The sequence below is a fragment of the Allorhizobium paknamense genome, assembly GCF_030815125.1.
Classification (GTDB): Bacteria; Pseudomonadota; Alphaproteobacteria; order Rhizobiales; family Rhizobiaceae; genus Allorhizobium; species Allorhizobium paknamense.
Genome location: NZ_JAUSWH010000008.1, coordinates 192,402 through 213,930, shown reverse-complemented (window position 1 = coordinate 213,930; position 21,529 = coordinate 192,402). Strand labels below are relative to the sequence as shown.

Here is a 21,529-nt window from a genome sequence, read left to right as displayed (position 1 = left end):
ACGATGGGCTATTCCGCTTCATCATTCGCTTTGCTGTCCCAATAATTTTTCACCTTCGGCATTTTCCTTCAGGCCAACGCCGGAAAGACCCAGCCGGAGAGCCTCTCTCACCAGCCACGCAATCTTGTCGGCGGCCACTTCATGCGGCAAGCCGTCATCGTGAATGTTGGAAATGCAGTTGCGTTCACTGTCCCGGCGCCCCCGCTTCGGATCGAAGGTGATGTAGACACCGAGGCTATCGGGAACACTCAGTCCCGGCCGTTCCCCGACGAGGACAATGGCAACACGAGCACCGAGCGCTTCCGCAACTTCATCGCCGAATGCCACGCGTGCCTGCCGACCGAGAATAACGGGAGCAATCGAGAATCCCCCCAATCGACGCAGGGCCGCCTGATAGACAGCCGCCGCATGCCGCTGCACTGCCGCAGCCGATAATCCATCCGCAATAATGAAAACGATGTCGAACGGCCCCAGCCCCGAGGGCAGCGCACTGGGATCAGGTCGCCTGCCAAGGTCGGGGCGGCGCAGATATGTGGCCCGATCCGGCGCCTGTGACGGCACCACGAGAGATTTCGCCGGGGCGAGCTCAGCCGCGAGGCTTTCGAAATCCACCGCCCCATGTACGGCATCGCGGGCGCGCGCATGGGCCAGTTGGAACTCCAGAACGGCTGACAGCGGCAAAGCATCGCCCGCCCGTCCAAGACCGATACGCGCCCGGGTGACCTGCCGAAAGCGGGCGAAGGGATCGAGATCAACAGGTTCGCTCATGCTGAAGCCTTGTAGGAAAGGAGATTACGGGAAAGGCCACTCGAAGGAGACAAGGGGGCAAGACGGCCCGATTTATCGATCAGCCCCATGCGCTTCAGCCAGGCCTCGAATTCAGGCGCAGGCGGACGCTCGAACTGATGCCGCAACCCGACAATGTCGTGATAGGACAGGCTCTGATAATTCAGCATCACGTCATCGGCGCCCGGCACGGCAATCAGGAAATTCACCCCTGCCACCGTCAGCAGGACCATGAGATTATCCATATCGTCCTGATCAGCCTCGGCGTGGTTGGTGTAGCACACATCGACGCCCATCGGCACGCCCAGGAGCTTGCCGCAAAAATGATCCTCCAGCCCCGCACGGATGATCTGCTTGGAATCATAGAGATATTCAGGACCGATAAAGCCTACGACCGTATTGACCAGCAAAGGATCCACCGCCCGCGCCACGGCATAGGCGCGCGCCTCCAGCGTCTGCTCGTCGACGCCGTGATGGCCTTCGGCGGAAAGCGCGCTGCCCTGCCCGGTTTCCAGATACATCACATTGCGCCCAACAGTCCCACGGTTCAGCGACAGTGCCGCCTCTCGCCCTTCGCGGAGCAAGGCAAGATCGACACCGAACCCCTTGTTGGCCGCCTCTGACCCGGCGACGGATTGGAAGACCAGGTCAAGTGGCGCACCTGCTTCGATCGCCTGGATGGAGGTGGTCACATGGGTCAGCACGCAGGATTGGGTCGGAATATCGAAGCGCTGGCGCAATCGGTCGAAGAGCTCCATCAGCCGCATGCAGGCATCGAGATTATCACTCGCGGGGTTGATCCCGATAACCGCATCGCCAACCCCAAAGAGCAGACCATCCAGCGTCGATCCGGCCACTCCCTCTGGATCATCGGTGGGATGATTGGGCTGCAGACGGCTGGATAAACGGCCCTTGAGCCCGATGGTCGAGCGAAACCCGGTGATGACACTGCATTTGGCGGCCACGGTGATCAGATCGTGATTGCGCATGAGTTTCGAGACCGCTGCCACCATTTCCGGCGTCAGCCCCGGCGCAAGCGCGGTCAGCACCTCGGTCGTTGCCTCGTAGGAAAGAAGAAAATCGCGAAACTGCCCCACCGTCATATGCGAAACGGGCTGAAAGGCCACGGCATCATGCGTATCGATGATCAGCCGCGTCACCTCATCCTCTTCATAGGGGATCAGTGCTTCCTGAAGAAACGCCTTCAGCGGCACATCGGCCAGCAGATAGCGGGCGGCCACCCTGCGCTCATTGCTCGATGCCGCAATCCCGGCCAGTTGATCGCCGGATTTTTCGGGAGAGGCAGACGCCATCAGGCTCTTTAAATCGTCAAACACATGACGCTCGCGCCCCAGCATGATCGAATAGCTCGCCACGACTTACTCCCTTCGGGTTGCAGCCTCTTTTATCATCATTCAGTGACGTCGGCTGCACAAATTCCATCGCCAAGCGATAAAGACGAGTGGAATGAATTTGACATTTGATACCCATTTGCGGGGATCTCGAGGATCAAATGTCAATTCGAAAATCCCACTAGAATCATGAGGTTGCTAGTGGTTTTCATGATTGTGACATTTGCTCTCGAGGGTGCTGCACGGGGGTGCAAATGTCACAATCAAACCACTAGCCGCATAACCCAGCCTTTCACCGCAGCCCGATAAACGCAAACCTCATGCCAGATGCATGTTTCAATAGCCTGTCATCTCAAGATAACCCACACCGCCATGGCTGCCGGAAAGGCGGATCGGCCCCTCCCAATAAGGAAAGCGTGTGGACATCCAGCTTTGTGGATTCAGCGGCTCCGTGACCAGATTGATCCCTTTTTCAGGAAATTCAACCCGCCATTTCACTGGAATGCGGCGTCCGGCAACCTCCGCCTCCTCAAGCGGCGTCAACCGAAGAGCATCACGGGAAAGCGCACGCGTTTTGCCATCGGGCTCTATCCATGTTCCTGAAATGAAACCATCCCCTCCGTCTCGCAGCCGGAACGCCATAAGCTTGGCGCCATCGTTTAAATGCAGGGAAAACCAGTCCCACCCCGTCTGATCCGCCGAAAGCGGCTGAGAAGACCATTCCCGGTCCAGCCAGGCCTTGCCCGTGACGGCTACGGACCGGCCCGCAACACTAAGCGTGCCCTGCACCTCGAAAAACGGCTGAGAGTAATAGTAGCTGGCCTGCCCGGAGGCCGATTTGACCGAATAGCCATGATCTCCCTGCAACACGAGCGGCCCCTTGGCCAGAAGGCCGAGATCGTAGGAGAAATCCGCGCCTCCTGCTGTCAATCGCATATCGATGAGAGAGCCCTCGCCCGATGGTGTTTCAGCGAACCGCCAATTATCAATCCAGGCGGCAAAAGGCGTAGCGATGGCGCCTGCCTGACCAATGCCTCCCCGGGCAAATCGCTCGGCGACGAAATGGTGGGATGGCGTGGTCAAGGCTGCATGTCCCATCCAGATCTGCGGGCTTTGCCAACCCGCCGCCTCTCCCGGCTTCAGGGCGGAGCGAAACAAGGTCCATTGCACACCGTAGCTGTTACCCTGCTGATCCTGCAGGTTTGCGGTCACATACCACCATTCCACGCGAAAATCGGGATGCGGCCCATGATCGGCAGGAAAGGACAATGCATGGCCCGGCTTCGGCACGCTGAACCCTTCCGCTGTCGTTCCCAACCCGGCAAAGCCCTGAGCGGCGACGGCTACTGGCATCAACAGCCATGCCAGCATCAGCAGAAGCAAGGGCTTATCTCTCATTGGCGAACACTCTCAAAAGATCGGCCGGCTTGCGGCGGCTGAGCCAGCGAAGCGGAACAAGTACAGCAACCAGCGCCGCCAAAAGCGACAACGCGGCAAGCCGCAGCCAATCCATGGGAAAGAGATAGATCGGCAGCCGCCACCCAAATGCCTCGACATTGACAACAGCCAACAGGACCCAGGCCAGACCAAGCCCGACCGGAAGGGCAAGCAGCATGGTCAACGCCGCAAGACCAAGTGTACGCCAAAGCTCCAGCCACACCAGATTACGCCGCGTTAGCCCCAGCGCCCAGACGGGCGCAAGCTGAGTCAGACGCATGCCGGAAAGCGTCGCCAGACTGGCAAAAAGCGCAAGCCCAGCTACGCCGAGGGTCAACACGTTGAGTGCGGCCGTGACGGTGAACGTCTTCTCGAAAATCTCCAGCGAGCGCCGCTTGATCGAGGACTGATCGACAACATTGCCGGTTGGCAGGCCAAAGCGGGTGATGATCTCATCGCGCACGCCTTCAACCCGTTCCGGAGCAAGCCTAAGGCCATACCGCAATTTCGAGACCTCTTTGAACCGCTTTTCAAGTTCCGGCTGAGCAATCATGATCTCCTCGCGGGGATTGCCGTAATCGGAATAAATACCCAGAACCCGGGTTTGCCAGGGGCCGGGCAGGTCAAGACCATCGCCGGGTGAAAGCGCTTCACGCCTCGCCATCTGCTCGTTAATCAGCACGCCTTGCCCCTTTGCAAGGCGGTCCCACAGGGAGGGCTCTCCGCTAATGATCGGCCAGTGGTCACGATAGGTCGCATGATCCACCACGCCGTGAATGGCAACGGCCTTGCCGTTCACCGAGGCATCCGCCGTCCAGATGGGCAGAACGGCATCCACATGCTGCGGCAGCCAGGCTCTCAGCACGGCGGCCTCTTCCTCATTGCGCGCCGTGACATAAAGCTCCGCCACAAGGCGCTGGTCTAGCCATCCCACGAAGGTCAAACGGAAGCTGGAGACCATGGTCCCAACGCCGATATTGGCGGCCAGCGCCAGAAGCAGCGCCATCAACGCCAGCGACAATCCCGGCAATTGCTGGCGTGTATCGGCAAAGAACCATTGGCTGACTGGACCTGTAACCCAGCGCTCGCAGAGCGCCAGAAGCGGCCTGAGAATGACCGGCAAAAGCAGTGCAGACCCCAGAAGCAAACTGCCGAGGGTGGCAAACCCGACAATCAGGCCTTGGCCGAAGAGGAGCAGCAGGCCCGTCAGCCCAAACAGGGCAAGTGCCGAAAGCGCCTGCCAGCGCCAGCCTGCACGCGATGCCATTGCCCAGGCGCGCGGCTGGGCGGAGGCCAGCAACGGCATGCGCAAAACCTGCCACAGGCTCTGCCCGGCAGACAGAAACGTCCCACAAACGGCAATGCCGATCGCTGCGCCCCACCAGCCCGGGCGAAAACTAAGGCTACCCGGCACATCCGCGCCATAGAGACCGCGCAATGTCACGGATACATCCGGCAGCAGAACGGAAGCGATGACATAGCCGAGAACAACACCGATCAGCCCGGCAACCAGAGCCAGCAGCAAGAGTTCCGCCAGCAGGAACGCCACCAGCAGCCGGGCGGATAGCCCAAGGGAGCGGAGCGTGCGAAAGACACCTCGGCGCTGTTCAAAGGCCAGACGAATGGTAGCGTAGACAATAAACAAGCCAACGATGAACGATAGAAGACCGAAAGCCGTCAGGTTGAGATGAAAACTGTCAGTGAGGCGGGCAATGTCGCCCTGGCTATCGGGCTGTTTCAATCTCAATCCCGGGAAGATAGCATCAAGCTTTGCCTGATCCATCCGCGAACTTGGAGCAAGGATCATCCTGTCTATCCGCCCTTCCTTTCCAAGAAGGCGCTGGGCGAGGCCGATATCGGCGAAGGCCGTGGCATAGGGGGCGTTTTCCGCGATCCGCAAGGGCGGGGTTTTTTCTGCCTTCAACAGATCTGCCGTGCGCTGCGACACCAGGAACTGGCCGGGCGGCAGCAAAAAGGCAGCTATATCGTTTCCACCCGTCATCACGGCCGGTGCCGCCTCCACCGGCAGGCTCAGGGGATCGATGCCGATCAGCCGCAGCGTCAGCGTGCCGAAACGCAAATCTCCCTCCACAACCGGAGAGACCGGCACGCCTGCCCGGCGCAGGGCAACATAGCTTTGCTGATCGATCCCGGCCCCGTCCACGGAAACCAGTTCCGAAAGTTGCGATCCACCCAACAGCGCGGCTGCTCTCGCATAGGAAGCACGCGCCTCTGTATTGATGGCCTGAACGCCGGACCACAATGCGGTGGCAAGCGACAACCCCATCATCAGCATGGCGAGTTGCAGCGGTTTGGCCCGCCAATGGGACAGCAGCGCAGAAAAGACAACGCGTACCATCAGGCCAACCGTCCGCCACGCAAATGCACACGCCGATCCAGCCGCTCGGCGAGACGTGGGGAATGGGTGACCATCAGCAAGGCCGCTCCGCTTTCCCGCACCAGCGATAAAAGCACATCCATGACCGTTTCACCGGTGGCTTCATCCAGATTGCCCGTGGGTTCATCGGCCAGCACCAGCTTCGGTCTGGCGGCAATCGTCCGGCCAATGGCCACACGCTGCTGCTGGCCACCGGACAGCTGCTCGGGAAACCGATTGAGAACGGGCTCAAGCCCAAGCCGTGCCGCAAGGCTCCGTACCCAATAGGGATCATGCCGCCCGGCAAGACGCGCGTGAAAGGCAAGATTGGCCGCCACATCCAGCGACGGAATGAGATTGAACTGCTGAAAGATCAGCCCGACGGTATGGCGACGCAAGGCCGCCCGCCCCCGGTCATCCAGCGCCGACGCATCCTGATCACCAATGATGATCCTGCCGCCATCCGCCGAATCCAATCCCCCGGCGAGATGCAGCAGCGTGCTTTTGCCGCTTCCGGATTCTCCTGTCAAAGCCATGCTGCTGCCTGCCTCAAGCGCCAGGCTTACGCCCCGCAAAACGGGCAGCGGGCCTTCCGATGTGGAATAACTCTTGGTCACTTCTTCCAGACGCAGAACCATTTCATCCTCTCGCTCATGCGCTGAAGATAACGCTGCAAATGCGAAGGGCAATCGCCCGGCTGTCGCGATCACAAAACAAAGCCGCCGGGAACCTTCCCCCGACGTGACCTGTTGGGTCGACAGCACAGTGAGGTTCACAGGAGGACATCATGACCACAAGACCGCCGCCCGTGCCCAACGAAAGCAAAAGCCAGAAAGGACCCGGGGACCAGTCCCATCCCGCATCTGCCCGAGAGGCAAGCAGCAAGCAGGGTTACAACCCCGAAAAGCAGGGCCAACAGGGCAACAGCAAGATCAATACAACACATCAAGGCTATCAGCAGGACCGATAGGAGGAACGGCACATGTCAACCTCATCCAAACATCCAGCCACCATCCGCCAGGGTGGCCCGGGCTCTTCCGAACAAAATGCCAAAAGCCCGCTCGATCTCCGCAAGCCTTCCGCTATTCCGGATAACAAGGCCACAAGCAGGGTTTCCGGCGGAGGCGGCGAAAAAGATAGCCACCACACCCATGATGCAAGATCCAAATAAGGAACCGAGCCATGACCAAATCTGACATCAAGCCGGACAAAGCCGAATATACAAGCGCGGGCGGCCATCTCGGCGGCACCAAATTCGGCCAGGCCCCGGATGCCAAGACCGCATCCACCGTCGAGGATAAGGGACGCAAGAACCGACCCAACGATGGCAGCAATTAGAGCATAATCCGACCGGAGTGAAACGACGATCGGTAAGATTATGCTTCAGAAAAAATCATTAGATCGCAGATCTGATGCATTTCCAGGAAAAGCGGCAGTCGCGGTTCTCCATCCGCAAATGCGTAAAAGCTCTGAAAGTAGGACACCGGGCTTTGCCCGGTGTTTTCATATGAGAGGGAAAATATCCCTGCTCGCTTCCTGCTCAATCCGCGCGCCCTACTTGCCTTGCCAGTTCCCGAAAATCCGCGGTGTGCTCCGCCGAGAGAGCCTTGATCAGCAAGCGAATGGGAAACACCAGTGCCAGTTCGTGAGCATGGGAAATTCCGTCATCCTTGCCACTGTTCAAGGCAGCCATCTCTGCCTCCTGCAAAGCATCCTGCAATTCTTCGCGAGAGACGATACCTTTCCTCACCAGCAACCGGTTAACTGCGGCGATGGCAAGATAAAGACCTTCCAACTGCGCATTGGCGGTATTCATGGCTGATCTCCCTTAAGCGGTTTTAGAGTCAGACTGCGAAGCATGGACGACGTCCATGATCTGACAATCCTCAGCCAACCGCAGGCACCTTCAAAGGTTCCTTTCAAACACGGGGGAATGGTCTGCTCAGGAAAGCGGACCCTTGAAGGCCAAACCGCCACGGATGTTCAATCGCCCTGGAGATACCGATCCGCGGCCCTGCCACCACCGGCACATCGTCTTCCGCTGCGTCAAAGGCAAAAGGCGCCTCATTCAGCGGCAAGCCATTCAAGGCAATTGTAACGCCCATGGCCTGCGCCAGCTTGCCTGGCCCGGAGCAAAGCTGTCTTACCGCCTCCACCCCTCGCCGCGCCCTCATAATCTCCAGCCCTTGCATCGGCTCCACGGCCCGTATCAGCACGGCACTGCCCCGTCGACACACAATGTTGAGGCACCAGTGGATGCCATAGGAGCGATACACATAAACATGCCCTGCCGGACCGAACATCGCGGCATTTCGCGGGCTCGGACCTCGGAAACTATGGGACGCCGGATCGTCGGGTTCATAGGCTTCAGTTTCAACGATCCTGCCGCCACAACCGCCAACATAAAGCTTCGCGCCTATCAGCGCGCGGGCAACTGAAACGGCATCCTGCTCGAAATTGATCATCGGCAAGACCAATCGAGGCACATGGTGCAATCAACTTGCATCGTGAAAACGAACACCGATTTCGGTCAGTTTTCTCCACCGAACTTCGCAGTGATGGAGAGGTTGCCCCTCAAGTTGCAGCTCGAACCGGTCAGGCACCACACCCAGATTGTCCGCCGCAAGCTTTGCGCCACCTTCCGAAAGATTGCGAACAGTACAATCCATGGTGGAATTTCCATGATTATAAATGATCCGCCCAGCCTTCAGTGTCCTGGCCCGATGTTTTATCCGCTTTTCGTCCGTATTCATGTCCCGAGTGTTCCTACTGCGAAAACCCAGATTGGCGTTTCGGCACCCCTGTTACACGAGGTGCGCATATGAGACTTTTATTCATCACCGATCATACCGGCAAGCCAGGCGCGAATTCTCTCGCCGTGGAAAGAGCTTTCTGTCGAAGGCTATTGAGGCCTCTTCAAAAATAGAGCTTTTGAAAAGACTTTCCTAAAGTTCGTAAGAAGGCCTTAATAACAGGGGGTTATTTTGTGTTCCATCAAGGAGCGATGTCGATACATGTTGATGCGTCTGCAGAACACGGTGCTGGAAATGATCGCCAAGGGGCAGTCCTTGAGCGAAACGGTCGATTACCTGTGCCGGACAGTCGAGCAGATGATCCCGGATATCGTGTGTTCGGTCCTGCGTCTCGATGAGGAAGACCGGCTGCTGCATCTCGCTGGCCCCTCGATTCCTCCCCATTATTCCGGCGCCATCAACGGTTTGAAGATTGGCGATGGCGTAGGCTCTTGCGGCACCGCTGCGTTTCGCGCCGAACCTGTGCTCGTCCAGGATATTGAAACGCATCCCTATTGGGCACCCTTCAAATCGCTGGCGCTGCCGCTCGGCTATCTTGCTTGCTGGTCCACCCCCATATTGTCCCAGGATAAGGTGCTGGGCACTTTCGCCTTCTATTTTCGCTCCAAGCGAGGACCGAGTGAAATCGAACAGGCCATCGTGGATGCATGCGTCCACCTCTGCGCGATAGGCCTGGAACGCGAATTGCGCAATGAAGAACGCCGGAAGCTTGCCTATACCGATGTCCTGACGGGCCTTCCCAACCGTGCGCGGTTCAATGAAGTCATCGCGGAAAAGGCCGAGCACACCGACCCATGGGGCCTGCTGCTGATCGACCTCGACAACCTGAAAATGGTCAATGACACTTTCGGCCACAAGGCTGGCGACGATCTCATCCGCAGCGTCGCACATCGAATTCAAGCCATGAGTGACCAGGAAACAGTCTTCCGCCTTGGCGGGGATGAGTTTGCCCTGATTATCACCGGCAAGGACTGTATCGATCTCGGCTTTTACGCGGGCCATGTGCTGGACAGCTTCAAGACGCCCTGTTTCTGCGCGGGTCAGACCATCATCCCGGCAGGCACTATCGGCGGCGCCGTTGCTCGAAACGGCGATATTGCCGAAGACGTCCGACAGAACGCCGATTTCGCGCTCTACGAAGCGAAAGAACGCTGTCGGGGCCATTATCTTGAATATGGACCGAGTTCAGGCTCTGCCATCGCCCGCCGCTACCGCAGCATCCAGCAGGTTTCGGATGCGCTACGGGACGATCAGATCAACGCCTATTATCAGCCTCTGATCCGGTTGTCGGACCAGAAAGTCATTGGTTTCGAAGCGCTCTGTCGCATGCGTTTGCGCAATGGCGACATGGTGTCCGCAGGGCATTTCCAGGATGCCACCAGCGACGTGCAAGTGGCACGCGATCTAACGGCGCGCATGCTGGATGCCGTGACCCGCGATGCCAGAAACTGGATGGACAGAGGTCTGGATTTCGGCCGGTTGAGCATCAATGTCTCCGCTGCCGATTTCATCGATGGCAGGCTGCCAGATAGAATAACAACCATCCTGGATCGCGCCTCCATTCCATTCCATAAGGTTGGGGTGGAAATCACCGAAACAGTCTATCTCACCCAGCGCGACCAGAATGTGATCGATCAGGTTCGAAAACTGAGACAGGCGGGCATCAGCGTTGCGCTTGATGATTTTGGCACAGGCTATGCGTCGCTGACCCATCTTCTGACCGTGCCGGTCGATATCATCAAGATCGACAAATGCTTCACGGAACGGTTGCTGAGCGACCGCAACGCCTCCGTCATCGTGGAAAGCCTGCTGTCGATGTGCACGCGCCTTGGCTACGAGGTTACCGCCGAGGGCATCGAAACGGAAGAACAGCACGCCATTCTGCGGCGGCTCGGTTGCCAGATTGGGCAGGGCTATCTCTTCTCAAAGGCCATGGCCAGCCATGAAGTGGCAAACCTGCTGGTGGGAGAAGGAAGCTATGTCCCCGGCCCCGTGTCCTATCGCGGCACCAATGCCTGCTCGGCTGAACGCCTCGCTTAACCGCCGATCCTGTTTACCGAAGGGCTTGGGGGGCAAAAGCTGAAAGAAGGCCGACATACTCCTTTTCGACCGGCAAGGCGTAAGCGTTGCTTTTGGCTGTCGAAAGTCCAAGGCTGATGAGCGCTTCCGCCTGTTTAACCGCTGCCGCGACACCATCGATCACCGGCACGCCAAATTCCAGCCGCAGCTCTCGGGTCAGATCGGCCATGCCCGCACAGCCGAGGATGATCGCCTCGGCCTTGTCTTCCTGAAGCGCAAGCCGGATTTCCGAACGCAAGCGATCCCGCGCGTTCGAAGCCGGATCCTCCAGTGATAGAACCGGAATATCCGCCGCGCGAACCTTGCACCGGCCCGTTGCACCATAGCGATGCACCAGATGCTCCAGCGGCAGACGCGACCGCTTCATGGTCGTCACGATCGTGAACCTTTGCGCGATGAAGCAGGCCGTGGCCACGGCAGCCTCGCAAATACCGATGACGGGTATGGTTGCCAGCGCCCGGGCCGCATCCAGTCCCGTATCGTCGAAGCACGCGATGATCGCCGCCTCAGCCCCCTCCTTCTGCCCCACGGCCAGTTCCTGCAGCAGACCCGGCACGGCCAGCGCCTCATCATAATAGCCCTCGATGGACACAGGCCCCATGCGGGATGTCCTCGCCAGCACCTCGGTTCCCGTCGCCGCAACCTCCCTTGCTGCTTTCGCAGCCGTCATGGTCATGCTTTCGGTGGTGTTGGGATTGATCAGAAGAATGCGCATGAACAGATCAAGCCCCGCGCCGCTGGCCATTGATGCGGCGAATGATGAACAGCGTTGCCAGGATCACCAGGAAAGAGAACAGCGTCGTCACAGTGCCCAGCGCATAGAGCACCGGGGTCGTCACATTCGTGGTCATCCCGTAGATCTCAAGAGGCAGCGTGTTGAAGGTGCCTGCGGTCATCAGCGTGCGGGCAAACTCGTCATAGGAGAGCGAAAAGCCGAACAGGCCGACACCGATCAGGGACGGCGCGATCATCGGCAACAGCACATAGCGAAAGGTCTGCCAAGCGCTGGCGCCGAGATCGCGCGCGGCCTCCTCGTAAGCCGGAGAAAAGCGATTGAAGACGGCAAACATGATGAGAACGCCGAAAGGCAGCGTCCAGGTCAGATGCGCACCAAAGGCCGAACTATACCATGAAGGTTCCAGCCCAAGCTGCTGGAAAAGAACGCCAATACCAAGCGAGACGATGATGGACGGCACCACAAGGCTGGCGACGGACAGATAGAAGAGTGCCGTGGCGCCAGCGAATTTCCGACGAAAGGCAAGCCCCGCCAGCAGCGAAACCACCACTGTCACCACCATGACCATAATGCCGAGCGAAAACGAGCGGCGGAAAGAACCGCCAAAATCGCCCACGGCCTGCGTTTCGAACAGATTGGCAAACCAGTGCAGCGATACCCCGTTCAGAGGGAAGGTCAGGCCACCATTTTCCCCCTGGAAAGAGAGAATGAAGATCGCTGACAAAGGCCCATAGAGAAACAGCACGAACAGGCCGAAGAATGCCGCCAGAACATAGAATTCGCGGGAACGCTTTTCCGACCCCATCTCAAAGCTCCTTGCGAATATCGACAATGCGCATGATGCCCGCGACCATCAGCAAGACCAGCACCAGCAGAACCACCGCATTGGCCGCCGCCGCCGGATATTGCAGCAGTGACATCTGGTTCTTCATCATCAACGCAACGGAGGCGCTCTGACCGCCGGACATCACCTGCACCGTCGAGAAATCCGCCATGACCAGCGTCACGACAAAAATGGTGCCAATCGCCATGCCGGGCTTGGCCAGCGGCAGAATGACATTGGTGAGGATCTGCCAGCCGGAGGCGCCCGCATCACGCGCTGCCTCAACGAGAGACCGATCGATACGCATCAGCGTGTTGAAGATCGGCGTGACCATGAACAGCGTGTAGAGATGCACCATGGCGAGAATGACGGCAAAATCGGAATAAAGCAGCCATTCCACAGGCTCGGAAAGGATGCCGGAGCCAACCAGCGCCTGATTGACGATGCCATTGCGGCCCAGAACCGGGATCCACGAGATCATGCGAATGATATTCGAGGTCAGAAACGGCACGGTGCAGACCAGAAACAACAGCCCCTGCATGGCAGCAGAGCGAATGTGAAAGGCCAGGAAATAGGCAATCCAGAAACCGATCACCAGGGTCAGCGCCCAGACGATGGCGGCATATTTCAGCGTATTCAGATAGGTTTTCCAGGTCACCCAGGAGCCCAGCGTTTCGGTATAGTTGAAGGTCACGAAACCGGGATACATCTGGGCAAAGTCATAATCCCAGAAGCTGACGACGGCGATCATCAGGATCGGCAAGGCGAGGAAGCCCCCGAGAATGAGCGTCAGCGGCAGCGCCTCGAGATAGGCCGGCAGCCAGGACGGCAACTTTAGATGCCGTGCTTGGCGGGGCTCGCCAGCGCCGATAAAGCGCACCGTTGCCATCATTCAGTCTCCTCGTCCTCGTTCGGGAATTGCAAGGCCCTCCCCCTTGGCCGGGGGAGAGCCTCATCGACATCAGGCCGCGATGAACTCGTTCCAGCGACGGACCATGTAGCGGTCTTCGTCCATGACGGAGTTCCAGCAGGCAACCTTGCCCATGCGGTCTTCGAAGGCACCGCCGTCACGCACGGCACCGGCCTTTTCCATCACCTTGCCTTCTGGCGAGAGGATATCGCCCTGGGCAGCCTTGCCCTCGATCCAGTAGCCCCACTCATCTGCCGTCATGAAGTTCTTGGCGGTATCCATGCAGGCCGAGTAATAGCCCTGACGGTTGAGGTAAGCGCCCACCCAGCCCGAGGTGTACCAGTTGATGTATTCATAGGCGGCATCGAGCTGCGCACCCTTGAGATGCGATGCAAGGCCGAGACCGCCGCCCCAGGCGCGATAGCCTTCCTTCAGCGGCTGGTATTTGCAGGCGATGCCCTTGGAGCGAACGGCAGCAACAGCCGGAGACCACATGGACTGGATGACCACTTCGCCCGAGGCCATCAGGTTGACGGATTCATCAAAGCTCTTCCAGAACGCGCGGAACTGGCCGCCCTGCTTGGCCTTGATCAGGAATTCGATGGTCTTGTCGATCTCGGCCTTCGTCATATTGCCCTTGTCGGCATATTTGATCTGGCCCATGGCCTCCATGATCATGGCCGCATCCATGATGCCGATGGAGGGAATGTTGAGGATCGACGTCTTGCCCTTGAAGGCCGGATCCATGATATCGGCCCAGGTGGTGATCTCGCGGCCCACCAGGTCGGGACGAATGCCAAGCGTATCGGCATTGTAGATCGTCGGCATCATGGTGAACCATTCGGTCTCACCCTTGGCGAAGGTCTTGGCGCCAGCCTTCTCGACATAGCCCACCGTATGCGGTGCGGTGCCCTGTGCGATGACACTGTCCGGCTTCAGCTTGCCGTTTTTGAACAGCGGCACGACCTTGTCGTAATATTTCAGCTTCTTCACATCCATCGGCTGGATCACGCCGGTGGGGTAAACCTTTTTCAGGATCCAGTATTCGATATCGGCGATATCATAGGAATTCGGCTGCGTGACCGCGCGCTGGGCAGCGGCGTCGGAATCGGTTGCCGTCATTTCCAGCGTAATGCCGAGGTCCTTCTTGCACTGTTCGGCAATAGCATTGATGTTGGAAACACCGGTGCCGAACTGACGCAGGGTGATCTTGGACTGCGCCCAGATCGTCGGGAAGCCGGTGAGAGCGCCCGAACCCGCTGCAAGACCGGCGGCAGCTGCGCCCGTCTTCAACAGCGAGCGCCGCGTCACACCCGTCTTCTGCTGTTTGGTATCCGTCATTATCGTTCTCCTCTGGTTATGATTATCCGGCGGCAGGGCCGCCGAGCAGAATGGCATCGGCCAGGTCCCAGTTCAGGACCACAGCCTCGCCAACCTTGACCGGGTTGGCGAAATAGGCGCTTTCGCTAAGAATGGCGGTGAAGTCTTCGACCCCCGCCCCGCTCAGCATCAGCTTCACGGTCGAGCCGCGATATTCGACATTGGTGACCGAGCCGGTGAAACCGAGACCGGGCACGCCGCCTTCTCCGATCCGCACCCGGTCCGTACGTACCGCGATATCCACGGGCGCTCCGATTTCAGCCTGGCCGGAGGCCGTGAAATCACCGCCACCGGCGACGGAAATCGTGACCGAGCCTTCGCCAACTGCGGTCACGCGACCGGAAATGACATTATGATCGCCCATGAAGCGAGCGACGAACGCCGTCGCGGGACGCTGGAAAACTGTCCGCGGCGGGGCGGCCTGTTCGATCCGGCCATCATTCATGATGACGATCAGATCGGCCAGTGCCATCGCCTCTTCCTGGCTGTGAGTCACATGCACGAAGGTAATGCCCAGCGAGGTCTGGAGCTTCTTCAACTCCGCCCGCATGCGGATTTTCAGGAAGGGGTCGAGAGCAGAAAGCGGCTCATCAAGGAGCAGCACTTCCGGATCGGTGATCAGCGCGCGCGCAAGAGCCACACGCTGTTGCTGGCCGCCGGAAAGCTGCGCCGGACGGCGGTTGGCATAGGGCTCAAGCTGCATCAGCCGCAGCATCTCCAACGCCTTGGCATGGCGCGCCTGCTTGTCCACGCCCTTCATCTTCAGGCTGAAAGCAACATTGTCGATCAGGTCAAGATGGGGAAACAGCGCGTAGGACTGAAACATCATCGCCGTGCCGCGCCGGGCGGGCGGCAGATCGGTGATATTGGTGTTGCCGAGCAGAATGTCCCCGGCGGAGATGGTTTCATGACCGGCAATCATGCGCAGCGTTGAGGTCTTGCCGCAGCCGGAAGGGCCAAGCAGGCAGCAATAGGTGCCAGCCGGAATCTTCAGGCTGATCTCATGCACCGCCGTGGTATTTCCGTAGATTTTGGAAACTCCGGCAATATCGATCGCGGCAGCTTTGCTCATTCAGCAGTCCCTTTCATGCACCCACCCCAATGAATGCATCTGGCGTGCCAAACTCGAGAAGACCGCTTAAACTGTTGTTAATCATCGATCTTTTGAAAGTCGCGCCAATGCAAGTCGGCAAACGCATCGCAAATGCGCAATTTTCCAGCGATTGTTTCCAGTCAATGACTAAATCGTATGCAATCCCTAACCCGACCTATCAAAACACCTCCCTTTCCACTGTGCCGCATTCCATGTACAAGGGACGGCATAAGCACGAGGCGGTGATCATGAGCCTTCAGGACAAATGGATTTTTCAGGATAATCTGAGCGAAGATCGCGCCTTTTCTGTTCGCGAATCGTTGAGAAATGCAATCATAGATCGAAGACTTGCGCCGGGAACCAAGCTTTCCGAGGCTGAAGTCGGCGAACTGTTTGACGTCAGCCGCACGGTTGTCCGCAGTGCACTCCAGATGTTGGCCTTCGAAGGCCTGATAAAGACGGAACGAAACAGGGGTGCTTTTGTATCCAATCCAACGCCGGAAGAGGCTCGCCAGGTCTTCGCGGCACGGCGAATGATCGAGCCCGGAATTGTCCTTTCCGCTGTCGAGCGATTGACGGAACCGGATCTTACCCTGTTTCAGCAACACCTGGAGGATGAAGAACGCCACCTCAATGCGCGCGGCCCGGCGGCGAGGCGTGCGGAAATCAAGGCATCTGGGGACTTTCACCTGTTGCTGGCAAAAGTGGCAGGCAATGCCATCCTGCAAAAATTCATGGACGAGTTGGTCGCACGTTCATCGCTGGTCATTGCCCTTTACGGCGGCTCCGGCATTTCCAGCTGCGGCCACAACGAACATCATGGCATTCTGGATGCCTTGCGCAACCGCGATGCAGCAACGGCCAGCGCGCTGATGCTGCATCATATCGACCATATAGAAGCAGACCTGGACCTTCGTCTGCGCGAAGGTCTGGCCTTGAAGGATGCACTGGGTCTTTAGAGCATTTCAGTGTTTCACGGAAACACTGAAATGCTCTAACTCTTTGTTTTTACGCATTTCCGGGCGGAAGACCGGTTCCCACTTTTCCTGGAAATGCTCTAAGTCGCGTTTCAGCCTTCGGCGATCACCGGGTTGAGCAGACGCCCGACACCTGGAATATCCACCTCAAATACATCGCCAGCCTTGAGATAGAGCGGCGGGTCGCGCCGCTCGCCCACGCCGCCCGGCGTGCCGGTGAGAATGACATCGCCCGCGGATAAGCTGGTGAAGGCCGACAGATAGGCGATCAATTGCGGGATCGTGAAAATCAGATCGGAAAGACCTGCCTGCTGCACGACGGTGCCATTCAGCCGTCCGGTGATGGAAAGAGCCGTATAATCCTCGATCTCATCCGCCGTGACCAAAGCCGGGCCGAAGGCGCCGGTGGCCGGAAAATTCTTGCCCGGGGCAAATTGCGAAGTGTGGCGCTGCCAGTCGCGAACCGAACCGTCATTATAGCAGGCATAGCCCGCCACATGCCACATCGCATCCTCTTCGCTGATATTGCGGCCACCCCGCCCAATGATCACCGCCAGTTCGGCCTCGAAATCGAGGCATTCGGAGCGGGCGGGCTTCACAAGCGGCGCACCGTGGCCGATCTGACTATCGGCAAAGCGGATGAACACCGTAGGATACTGCACTTCCGGCCGCTTGGTTTCCTCACGGTGCGCAACATAGTTCACGCCAATGCAGAGAATTTTCTGGGGATCGGGAATGACTGGCAGAAGCGTGACATCGGAAAGCGCCAGTTCCGGCTTTCGATCTATTGCATATTCTGCGGCAATTTCCAGAAGGTCTTCCACCAGCGCCTGCTTCAGCGTCAGGCAATCGGCAGCCAGCCGGCCAGTCAGATCCACGATGCCGCCATCGATCCAGGCACCGAAACCCGCCTTGCCCAAACGGGTAAAACTTACAAACTTCATGAAATCGCTCCATCCTTGCACGGGCGCCTGCGTCATCGAAAATCACGTCCGCACCAATACAACCGTGGTAGCAAGCCAAGGGCGTAAAACCAAGCGATGTCTATTGCCTTGCCGCAACGCGCTGCTGGAAGAGAGCGTGATAGCGCGATAAATCCAGCCCCGCCGGGCCGATCACTTTTTCCTGAATGGCAGGGGCAGCAATACCCGTCAGCAAAGCGGCGCCTTCGGCCGTGCCCGTTGGCGTACCGCCTTCCGCGACGATCACCTTACGACCGGTCAGCGCTGCAAGCGCCCTGAGATAGAGGTGATTTTTCGCAAACGGCCCCTCCACCACCACCGGACCCGCATCAGCGATGAGAGCCAGGGATGCATTCGTCATCATGGCACTGTAGAGTGAGACTGCCGCAACCTGTTCCGCGGCGTTGACCGGTTTGCCAACCCATTCCAGCCTCTGCCCCGGCAGTGGCCCGCATCCCTCCCCGGCGTTCGGCAGGATCATCACTCCCCGCTCAAGCACCGCGAAGACGGCAGCTTCGATCTCACCATCGGAAGGCGGCGTCACCCCCGCCGTCAGCAGTTCGAATTCCCGTCCGCCCATATAGCGGGCAGAGGGCACGGCACGTCCATAGGCATCGACATTGCAAAGCGTATCCCGCCCGGGATCAAGCCCTTCGGCCCGACCGCCCACTGCAAAGCTGATGATCCACGTCCCGGTGGAAAGAACCGAAAAGGGCGGCTTGCGCCTCAAAAGATGCGGCAGCAACGAGGCATTGCTGTCATGAATACCGCAATAGACAGGGACCGGTGCCGGCAGTTGCAACACCTGCCGCACATCGTCCTTCACGGGGCCAAGCACGTCAAAGGCCGATCGCATCGGCGCCATCTTCTCCCGCATCTCCAGCGCATCGACGAGCGGCGAAAACGCGCCCTCTTCAGGACACCAGAGATCGGTATGGCACCCAAGCGAGGTCACTTCATTGGCGAGAACACCCGTCAGACGAAAAGCCCAATATTGCGGATAGGTCAGAACAGTGCGAACCTTTGCAAAGGCCTCGGGAAAGCACGTCCTTTGAAAATGCAGTTGCGCGCCGACATTCAATCCCCCCGGCAGGCGGGGTGAAAAACTCTCTGCAAAGCCCGGCCTTATGGTCTCGTAAGCCGCAACCACCTCCGGCGGATAGAGATATTCGTAGTCGATGATTGGCAGCGCCAGTTCACCATCCCCATCCAGCACCACGCAACTGGCGCCATGGGTGGTGATGGAAATCGCCTCATACCCCGGCTGAACTGCAAAGTCCCGCAGGCTTTCCAGAATGAAAGCCCAGAGCCCCTTCGCATCGAAATGCCCATAGGGCGGCCCGGACAAGACCCGATTGGGTGTGCGCCGGGCCGCGATTTCCTGCCCGTCCTCACTGGAAAGCACGACGACCTTGGCATTGGTCTTGCCAATATCGATGACCGCAATCTGACGATACTGGCTCATGACATGTAGAAGACCGGCTCGAGGTCGATGGCAATCGGCGAATTGTCAGGATGGGTCGCCATGATATCCGCCATGTGGTTCCACCAGCGTTTCATCAGCGGGTGATGCGGCAGTTCCGCCATGCGGTGATCCTTACGCCGCGTCAGCAGGCCGAACAGCGTATTGGTTTCCCGGTCGAGATGGATCGAATAATCGCTGACACCCGCCTCTTGCAAAAGATGCACCAGTTCCGGCCAGATCTCATCATGCCGCTTGCGATATTCGGCCTCCATGCCGGGATTGAGCTGCATTTTGAAAGCGTATTTTTCGGTTTCCGTCATGGCTCAACTCCGAAGATTGCGCAGCCGCCGCACCAGAATGGGCAGAGCGATGGTGATGATCAAAAGCAGGCCGATAAAGATCGACATCACGATACCAGGCACGTTCATCAACCCAAGGCCGAAGGTCACGAGCCCCATGACGAAGGCGGCAATCACCACGCCGCCGATGGTCCCTGCCCCGCCGGTGATTGCGACGCCGCCCAGCACGACCATCGTCACCACCTCCAACTCCCAGCCCTGCGCAATCGATGGACGGGTAGAACCGAGCCGCGAGGTGAGGCAGACGCTGGCTATGCCGCTCATCAACCCGGTCAGCAGGAAAAGAATGAACTTCACCCGCTCCACCGGAATTCCGGAAAAGCGTGCAGCGAAAGCGTTATTGCCGATGACGAACACCTGCCTGCCAAAATTCGTGGCATGCAGGAGCAGCGCAAACACCACAGCCATCAGCACGAACAGCAAAAGCTCGAAGGAAAACACCCAGGCCACATAACCCTGACCGAAATACCCGAAACTCTCGGGATATTTGCCATAGGCCTGATCCCCCAGCACAATATAGGAAATGCCGCGAAACAGACTCATCGTGCCGATGGTCACGACAATAGAGGGCAGTTTCAGCCCTGCCACCATGATGCCATTGATCGCACCGCAGATCAGGCCGACGCCGATTCCAATCCCCACCAGCCCCGGCGTATCGACACCCATCTGCGCTGCGGCCCCCATGGCGGTGGACGCAAGGGCAATAATGGCTGCGACGGAGAGATCGATTTCGCCCGCAATCACCAGCAGGGTCATGGCAAAGGCAATCATTGCCTTTTCCGTGAAGTTGAAGGTTGCGTCGGAGAGGTTCCAGGCATCGAGGAAGTAGGGGGATGCCAGTGTATTGGCGATGAAGATCAGCACCGCCACGCCCAACAGCAGCAATTCCCAACTGCCGAGCAAGCGTCGCCATGGCGTTGCCAGACGATCCGGAATGCGCCGACGGCCAGCGCCGTCTTTTAAAGAAAGCTCGCTCATGCCGTCACCTCCTTGCTCGTCGCGGCTGAACGGTCACGCAGGATGATCCGCCCCTTGCGCCGTTCGGCCCGCGCATTGAAAACCACCGCCAGCACGATCACGAAACCGGAAATGGCCATCTGCGCAAACGGCGAGATGCCGATGACCGGCAAGGCATTCTTGATAACTCCCAGAAACAGCGCCCCAAGCACCGTTCCCGCCACGCTGCCAATGCCGCCAGCAATGGAAATGCCGCCGATTACGCAAGCCGCAACCGTATCCAGTTCAAACCCATTGGCGACATCCACATAGGCCACGGCATAACGGGAAACCCAGAGATAGCCGCAGAGACCGGCCAGCGTGCCGGAAACCACGAAGGCGAGAAACTGGGTGCGGCCGATATTGATCCCGGCATAGACCGCCGCCGTTGGATTGCCGCCCGCCGCATAAGCGGCACGGCCGAAGGGTGTGCGACGCATCACCAGCCAGGCCAGCGCCACCACCAGGATTGCCAGCCAGGACAAGACAGGTAGCCCCAACAGCACCTGACGCGGCATATTGAGGAAATCAGCGGTCATCTGATGCGCATTGACCCAAGCACCGCCGGACAACACGAAGGCCATGCCGCGATAGATGGTCAATGTCCCCAGCGTCACCACGATGGATGGCATGCCCAGCCACCAGATAAGATAGCCATTCAAGGCCCCGAGGGCGGCCCCGATAACGATCGCCGCCAGAACCAGCAGAATCAGCGGCAGGCCTGGATAGGTGGCATCCAGCATGGCAACGGCCATGCCGGTCAGTGCCAGATTGGCCGCGACCGAGAGATCGATCGACTTGGTGAGGATGACCACCATCTGGCCCAGCGCCAGAATGATCAGAATGGAGGTATCATTGAAGATATTGCCAAGATTGCCTGGGCTGGCGAAACCATCGGCCCGGCTGGCGAAGATCAGAACCAGCGCGGCAATAATCACGGCCAGCGCTGCTTCGCGATGTCGCAAAAGGGTTTTCATGTTGGAA

The 21,529-nt window shown here is 58.6% G+C and carries 23 protein-coding genes; 5 read left to right on the top strand and 18 right to left on the bottom strand.

Translation table 11 applies throughout. The annotated features are described in order from the left end of the window. Positions 1 to 21 precede the first annotated feature (21 nt). The 5 genes from eutC to QO005_RS14090 form a co-directional block, all read right to left on the bottom strand. Complete coding sequence (gene eutC / locus QO005_RS14110) at positions 22 to 768, bottom strand: ethanolamine ammonia-lyase subunit EutC (RefSeq protein WP_307158680.1); 747 nt, start codon at positions 766 to 768, stop codon at positions 22 to 24. Then, positions 765 to 2,144: an ethanolamine ammonia-lyase subunit EutB gene (locus tag QO005_RS14105; protein WP_307158700.1), complete on the bottom strand. Its 1,380-nt coding sequence runs from the start codon at positions 2,142 to 2,144 to the stop codon at positions 765 to 767. Before QO005_RS14105 ends, eutC begins: the two co-directional genes overlap by 4 nt. 330 nt (positions 2,145 to 2,474) lie before the next feature. Beyond that, positions 2,475 to 3,509 (bottom strand): lipocalin-like domain-containing protein, encoded by a 1,035-nt coding sequence (locus QO005_RS14100; protein WP_307158699.1) that lies wholly within the window; start codon positions 3,507 to 3,509, stop codon positions 2,475 to 2,477. A 16-nt stretch (positions 3,510 to 3,525) separates the two neighbouring features. Continuing rightward, positions 3,526 to 5,934 carry an FtsX-like permease family protein gene (locus tag QO005_RS14095; protein ID WP_307158679.1) on the bottom strand — a complete coding sequence of 803 codons (2,409 nt, stop codon included), beginning with the start codon at positions 5,932 to 5,934 and terminating at the stop codon, positions 3,526 to 3,528. After that, positions 5,934 to 6,590, bottom strand: coding sequence for an ABC transporter ATP-binding protein (locus QO005_RS14090; protein WP_307158678.1), 657 nt, complete (start codon positions 6,588 to 6,590; stop codon positions 5,934 to 5,936). Before QO005_RS14090 ends, QO005_RS14095 begins: the two co-directional genes overlap by 1 nt. Before the next feature lie 149 nt (positions 6,591 to 6,739). Between QO005_RS14090 and QO005_RS14085 the strand changes: the two genes are divergently transcribed. The 3 genes from QO005_RS14085 to QO005_RS14075 are packed head-to-tail and all read left to right on the top strand — an operon-like array spanning position 6,740 to position 7,290. After that, entirely contained in the window at positions 6,740 to 6,922 is a 183-nt protein-coding gene (locus QO005_RS14085; protein ID WP_307158677.1) for a hypothetical protein, read from the top strand. 12 nt (positions 6,923 to 6,934) lie between these two features. Next, the gene (locus QO005_RS14080) at positions 6,935 to 7,123 is read left to right on the top strand and encodes a hypothetical protein (protein ID WP_307158676.1); all 189 of its coding nucleotides are present in this window, start codon (positions 6,935 to 6,937) and stop codon (positions 7,121 to 7,123) included. 11 nt (positions 7,124 to 7,134) lie between these two features. Further along, complete coding sequence (locus tag QO005_RS14075) at positions 7,135 to 7,290, top strand: hypothetical protein (protein ID WP_307158675.1); 156 nt, start codon at positions 7,135 to 7,137, stop codon at positions 7,288 to 7,290. Between the two features lie 202 nt (positions 7,291 to 7,492). On the opposite strand, the gene QO005_RS14070 is transcribed toward QO005_RS14075, so the two are convergent. The 3 genes from QO005_RS14070 to QO005_RS14060 form a co-directional block, all read right to left on the bottom strand. Next, positions 7,493 to 7,768 carry a hypothetical protein gene (locus QO005_RS14070; RefSeq protein ID WP_307158674.1) on the bottom strand — a complete coding sequence of 92 codons (276 nt, stop codon included), beginning with the start codon at positions 7,766 to 7,768 and terminating at the stop codon, positions 7,493 to 7,495. A gap of 103 nt (positions 7,769 to 7,871) precedes the next feature. Further along, positions 7,872 to 8,417 (bottom strand): DNA-3-methyladenine glycosylase, encoded by a 546-nt coding sequence (locus QO005_RS14065; protein ID WP_307158673.1) that lies wholly within the window; start codon positions 8,415 to 8,417, stop codon positions 7,872 to 7,874. Between the two features lie 30 nt (positions 8,418 to 8,447). Further along, positions 8,448 to 8,705, bottom strand: a complete 258-nt coding sequence (locus tag QO005_RS14060) for a PilZ domain-containing protein (protein WP_307158672.1) — start codon at positions 8,703 to 8,705, stop codon at positions 8,448 to 8,450. A 261-nt stretch (positions 8,706 to 8,966) separates the two neighbouring features. Between QO005_RS14060 and QO005_RS14055 the strand changes: the two genes are divergently transcribed. Continuing rightward, positions 8,967 to 10,805: a bifunctional diguanylate cyclase/phosphodiesterase gene (locus QO005_RS14055; RefSeq protein ID WP_307158671.1), complete on the top strand. Its 1,839-nt coding sequence runs from the start codon at positions 8,967 to 8,969 to the stop codon at positions 10,803 to 10,805. Between the two features lie 13 nt (positions 10,806 to 10,818). Here QO005_RS14055 and QO005_RS14050 read toward each other — a convergent pair whose 3' ends face one another. From QO005_RS14050 to QO005_RS24225, 5 genes are all read right to left on the bottom strand, one after another. Then, the gene (locus tag QO005_RS14050; protein ID WP_307158670.1) at positions 10,819 to 11,559 is read right to left on the bottom strand and encodes an aspartate/glutamate racemase family protein; all 741 of its coding nucleotides are present in this window, start codon (positions 11,557 to 11,559) and stop codon (positions 10,819 to 10,821) included. Positions 11,560 to 11,566: 7 nt separating this feature from the next. Further along, a complete protein-coding gene (locus QO005_RS14045) occupies positions 11,567 to 12,385 on the bottom strand; it encodes an ABC transporter permease (RefSeq protein WP_307158669.1) in 819 nt (272 codons plus the stop codon). A 1-nt stretch (position 12,386) separates the two neighbouring features. Then, positions 12,387 to 13,292, bottom strand: a complete 906-nt coding sequence (locus QO005_RS14040; protein WP_307158698.1) for an ABC transporter permease — start codon at positions 13,290 to 13,292, stop codon at positions 12,387 to 12,389. A gap of 72 nt (positions 13,293 to 13,364) precedes the next feature. Continuing rightward, entirely contained in the window at positions 13,365 to 14,657 is a 1,293-nt protein-coding gene (locus QO005_RS14035) for an ABC transporter substrate-binding protein (protein WP_307158697.1), read from the bottom strand. A gap of 19 nt (positions 14,658 to 14,676) precedes the next feature. Further along, complete coding sequence (locus QO005_RS24225) at positions 14,677 to 15,765, bottom strand: ABC transporter ATP-binding protein (protein WP_370878069.1); 1,089 nt, start codon at positions 15,763 to 15,765, stop codon at positions 14,677 to 14,679. A 269-nt stretch (positions 15,766 to 16,034) separates the two neighbouring features. Here QO005_RS24225 and QO005_RS14020 point away from each other — a divergent pair, with 269 nt between their 5' ends. Next, positions 16,035 to 16,745, top strand: a complete 711-nt coding sequence (locus QO005_RS14020) for a GntR family transcriptional regulator (protein ID WP_307158695.1) — start codon at positions 16,035 to 16,037, stop codon at positions 16,743 to 16,745. Positions 16,746 to 16,855: 110 nt separating this feature from the next. Here QO005_RS14020 and QO005_RS14015 read toward each other — a convergent pair whose 3' ends face one another. From QO005_RS14015 to QO005_RS13995, 5 genes are all read right to left on the bottom strand, one after another. Then, complete coding sequence (locus QO005_RS14015; RefSeq protein ID WP_307158668.1) at positions 16,856 to 17,707, bottom strand: fumarylacetoacetate hydrolase family protein; 852 nt, start codon at positions 17,705 to 17,707, stop codon at positions 16,856 to 16,858. A gap of 100 nt (positions 17,708 to 17,807) precedes the next feature. Further along, entirely contained in the window at positions 17,808 to 19,190 is a 1,383-nt protein-coding gene (locus tag QO005_RS14010; RefSeq protein ID WP_307158667.1) for an FGGY-family carbohydrate kinase, read from the bottom strand. Then, positions 19,187 to 19,510 (bottom strand): L-rhamnose mutarotase, encoded by a 324-nt coding sequence (gene rhaM, locus QO005_RS14005; protein ID WP_307158666.1) that lies wholly within the window; start codon positions 19,508 to 19,510, stop codon positions 19,187 to 19,189. Before rhaM ends, QO005_RS14010 begins: the two co-directional genes overlap by 4 nt. A 3-nt stretch (positions 19,511 to 19,513) precedes the next feature. Further along, positions 19,514 to 20,527, bottom strand: a complete 1,014-nt coding sequence (locus QO005_RS14000) for an ABC transporter permease (protein ID WP_307158665.1) — start codon at positions 20,525 to 20,527, stop codon at positions 19,514 to 19,516. Continuing rightward, the gene (locus QO005_RS13995; protein WP_307158664.1) at positions 20,524 to 21,522 is read right to left on the bottom strand and encodes an ABC transporter permease; all 999 of its coding nucleotides are present in this window, start codon (positions 21,520 to 21,522) and stop codon (positions 20,524 to 20,526) included. The genes QO005_RS14000 and QO005_RS13995 overlap by 4 nt, the downstream gene beginning before the upstream one ends. Between the last annotated feature and the right edge of the window lie 7 nt (positions 21,523 to 21,529).

Coding starts and splice junctions, on each gene's coding strand:
- eutC (WP_307158680.1), bottom strand. CDS start 768: ATGAGCGAACCTGTTGATCTCGATCCCTTCGCCCGCTTTCGGCAGGTC.
- QO005_RS14105 (WP_307158700.1), bottom strand. CDS start 2,144: ATGCTGGGGCGCGAGCGTCATGTGTTTGACGATTTAAAGAGCCTGATG.
- QO005_RS14100 (WP_307158699.1), bottom strand. CDS start 3,509: ATGCTGGCATGGCTGTTGATGCCAGTAGCCGTCGCCGCTCAGGGCTTT.
- QO005_RS14095 (WP_307158679.1), bottom strand. CDS start 5,934: ATGGTACGCGTTGTCTTTTCTGCGCTGCTGTCCCATTGGCGGGCCAAA.
- QO005_RS14090 (WP_307158678.1), bottom strand. CDS start 6,590: ATGGTTCTGCGTCTGGAAGAAGTGACCAAGAGTTATTCCACATCGGAA.
- QO005_RS14085 (WP_307158677.1), top strand. CDS start 6,740: ATGACCACAAGACCGCCGCCCGTGCCCAACGAAAGCAAAAGCCAGAAA.
- QO005_RS14080 (WP_307158676.1), top strand. CDS start 6,935: ATGTCAACCTCATCCAAACATCCAGCCACCATCCGCCAGGGTGGCCCG.
- QO005_RS14075 (WP_307158675.1), top strand. CDS start 7,135: ATGACCAAATCTGACATCAAGCCGGACAAAGCCGAATATACAAGCGCG.
- QO005_RS14070 (WP_307158674.1), bottom strand. CDS start 7,768: ATGAATACCGCCAATGCGCAGTTGGAAGGTCTTTATCTTGCCATCGCC.
- QO005_RS14065 (WP_307158673.1), bottom strand. CDS start 8,417: ATGATCAATTTCGAGCAGGATGCCGTTTCAGTTGCCCGCGCGCTGATA.
- QO005_RS14060 (WP_307158672.1), bottom strand. CDS start 8,705: ATGAATACGGACGAAAAGCGGATAAAACATCGGGCCAGGACACTGAAG.
- QO005_RS14055 (WP_307158671.1), top strand. CDS start 8,967: ATGTTGATGCGTCTGCAGAACACGGTGCTGGAAATGATCGCCAAGGGG.
- QO005_RS14050 (WP_307158670.1), bottom strand. CDS start 11,559: ATGCGCATTCTTCTGATCAATCCCAACACCACCGAAAGCATGACCATG.
- QO005_RS14045 (WP_307158669.1), bottom strand. CDS start 12,385: ATGGGGTCGGAAAAGCGTTCCCGCGAATTCTATGTTCTGGCGGCATTC.
- QO005_RS14040 (WP_307158698.1), bottom strand. CDS start 13,292: ATGGCAACGGTGCGCTTTATCGGCGCTGGCGAGCCCCGCCAAGCACGG.
- QO005_RS24225 (WP_370878069.1), bottom strand. CDS start 15,765: ATGAGCAAAGCTGCCGCGATCGATATTGCCGGAGTTTCCAAAATCTAC.
- QO005_RS14020 (WP_307158695.1), top strand. CDS start 16,035: ATGAGCCTTCAGGACAAATGGATTTTTCAGGATAATCTGAGCGAAGAT.
- QO005_RS14015 (WP_307158668.1), bottom strand. CDS start 17,707: ATGAAGTTTGTAAGTTTTACCCGTTTGGGCAAGGCGGGTTTCGGTGCC.
- QO005_RS14010 (WP_307158667.1), bottom strand. CDS start 19,190: ATGAGCCAGTATCGTCAGATTGCGGTCATCGATATTGGCAAGACCAAT.
- rhaM (WP_307158666.1), bottom strand. CDS start 19,510: ATGACGGAAACCGAAAAATACGCTTTCAAAATGCAGCTCAATCCCGGC.
- QO005_RS14000 (WP_307158665.1), bottom strand. CDS start 20,527: ATGAGCGAGCTTTCTTTAAAAGACGGCGCTGGCCGTCGGCGCATTCCG.
- QO005_RS13995 (WP_307158664.1), bottom strand. CDS start 21,522: ATGAAAACCCTTTTGCGACATCGCGAAGCAGCGCTGGCCGTGATTATT.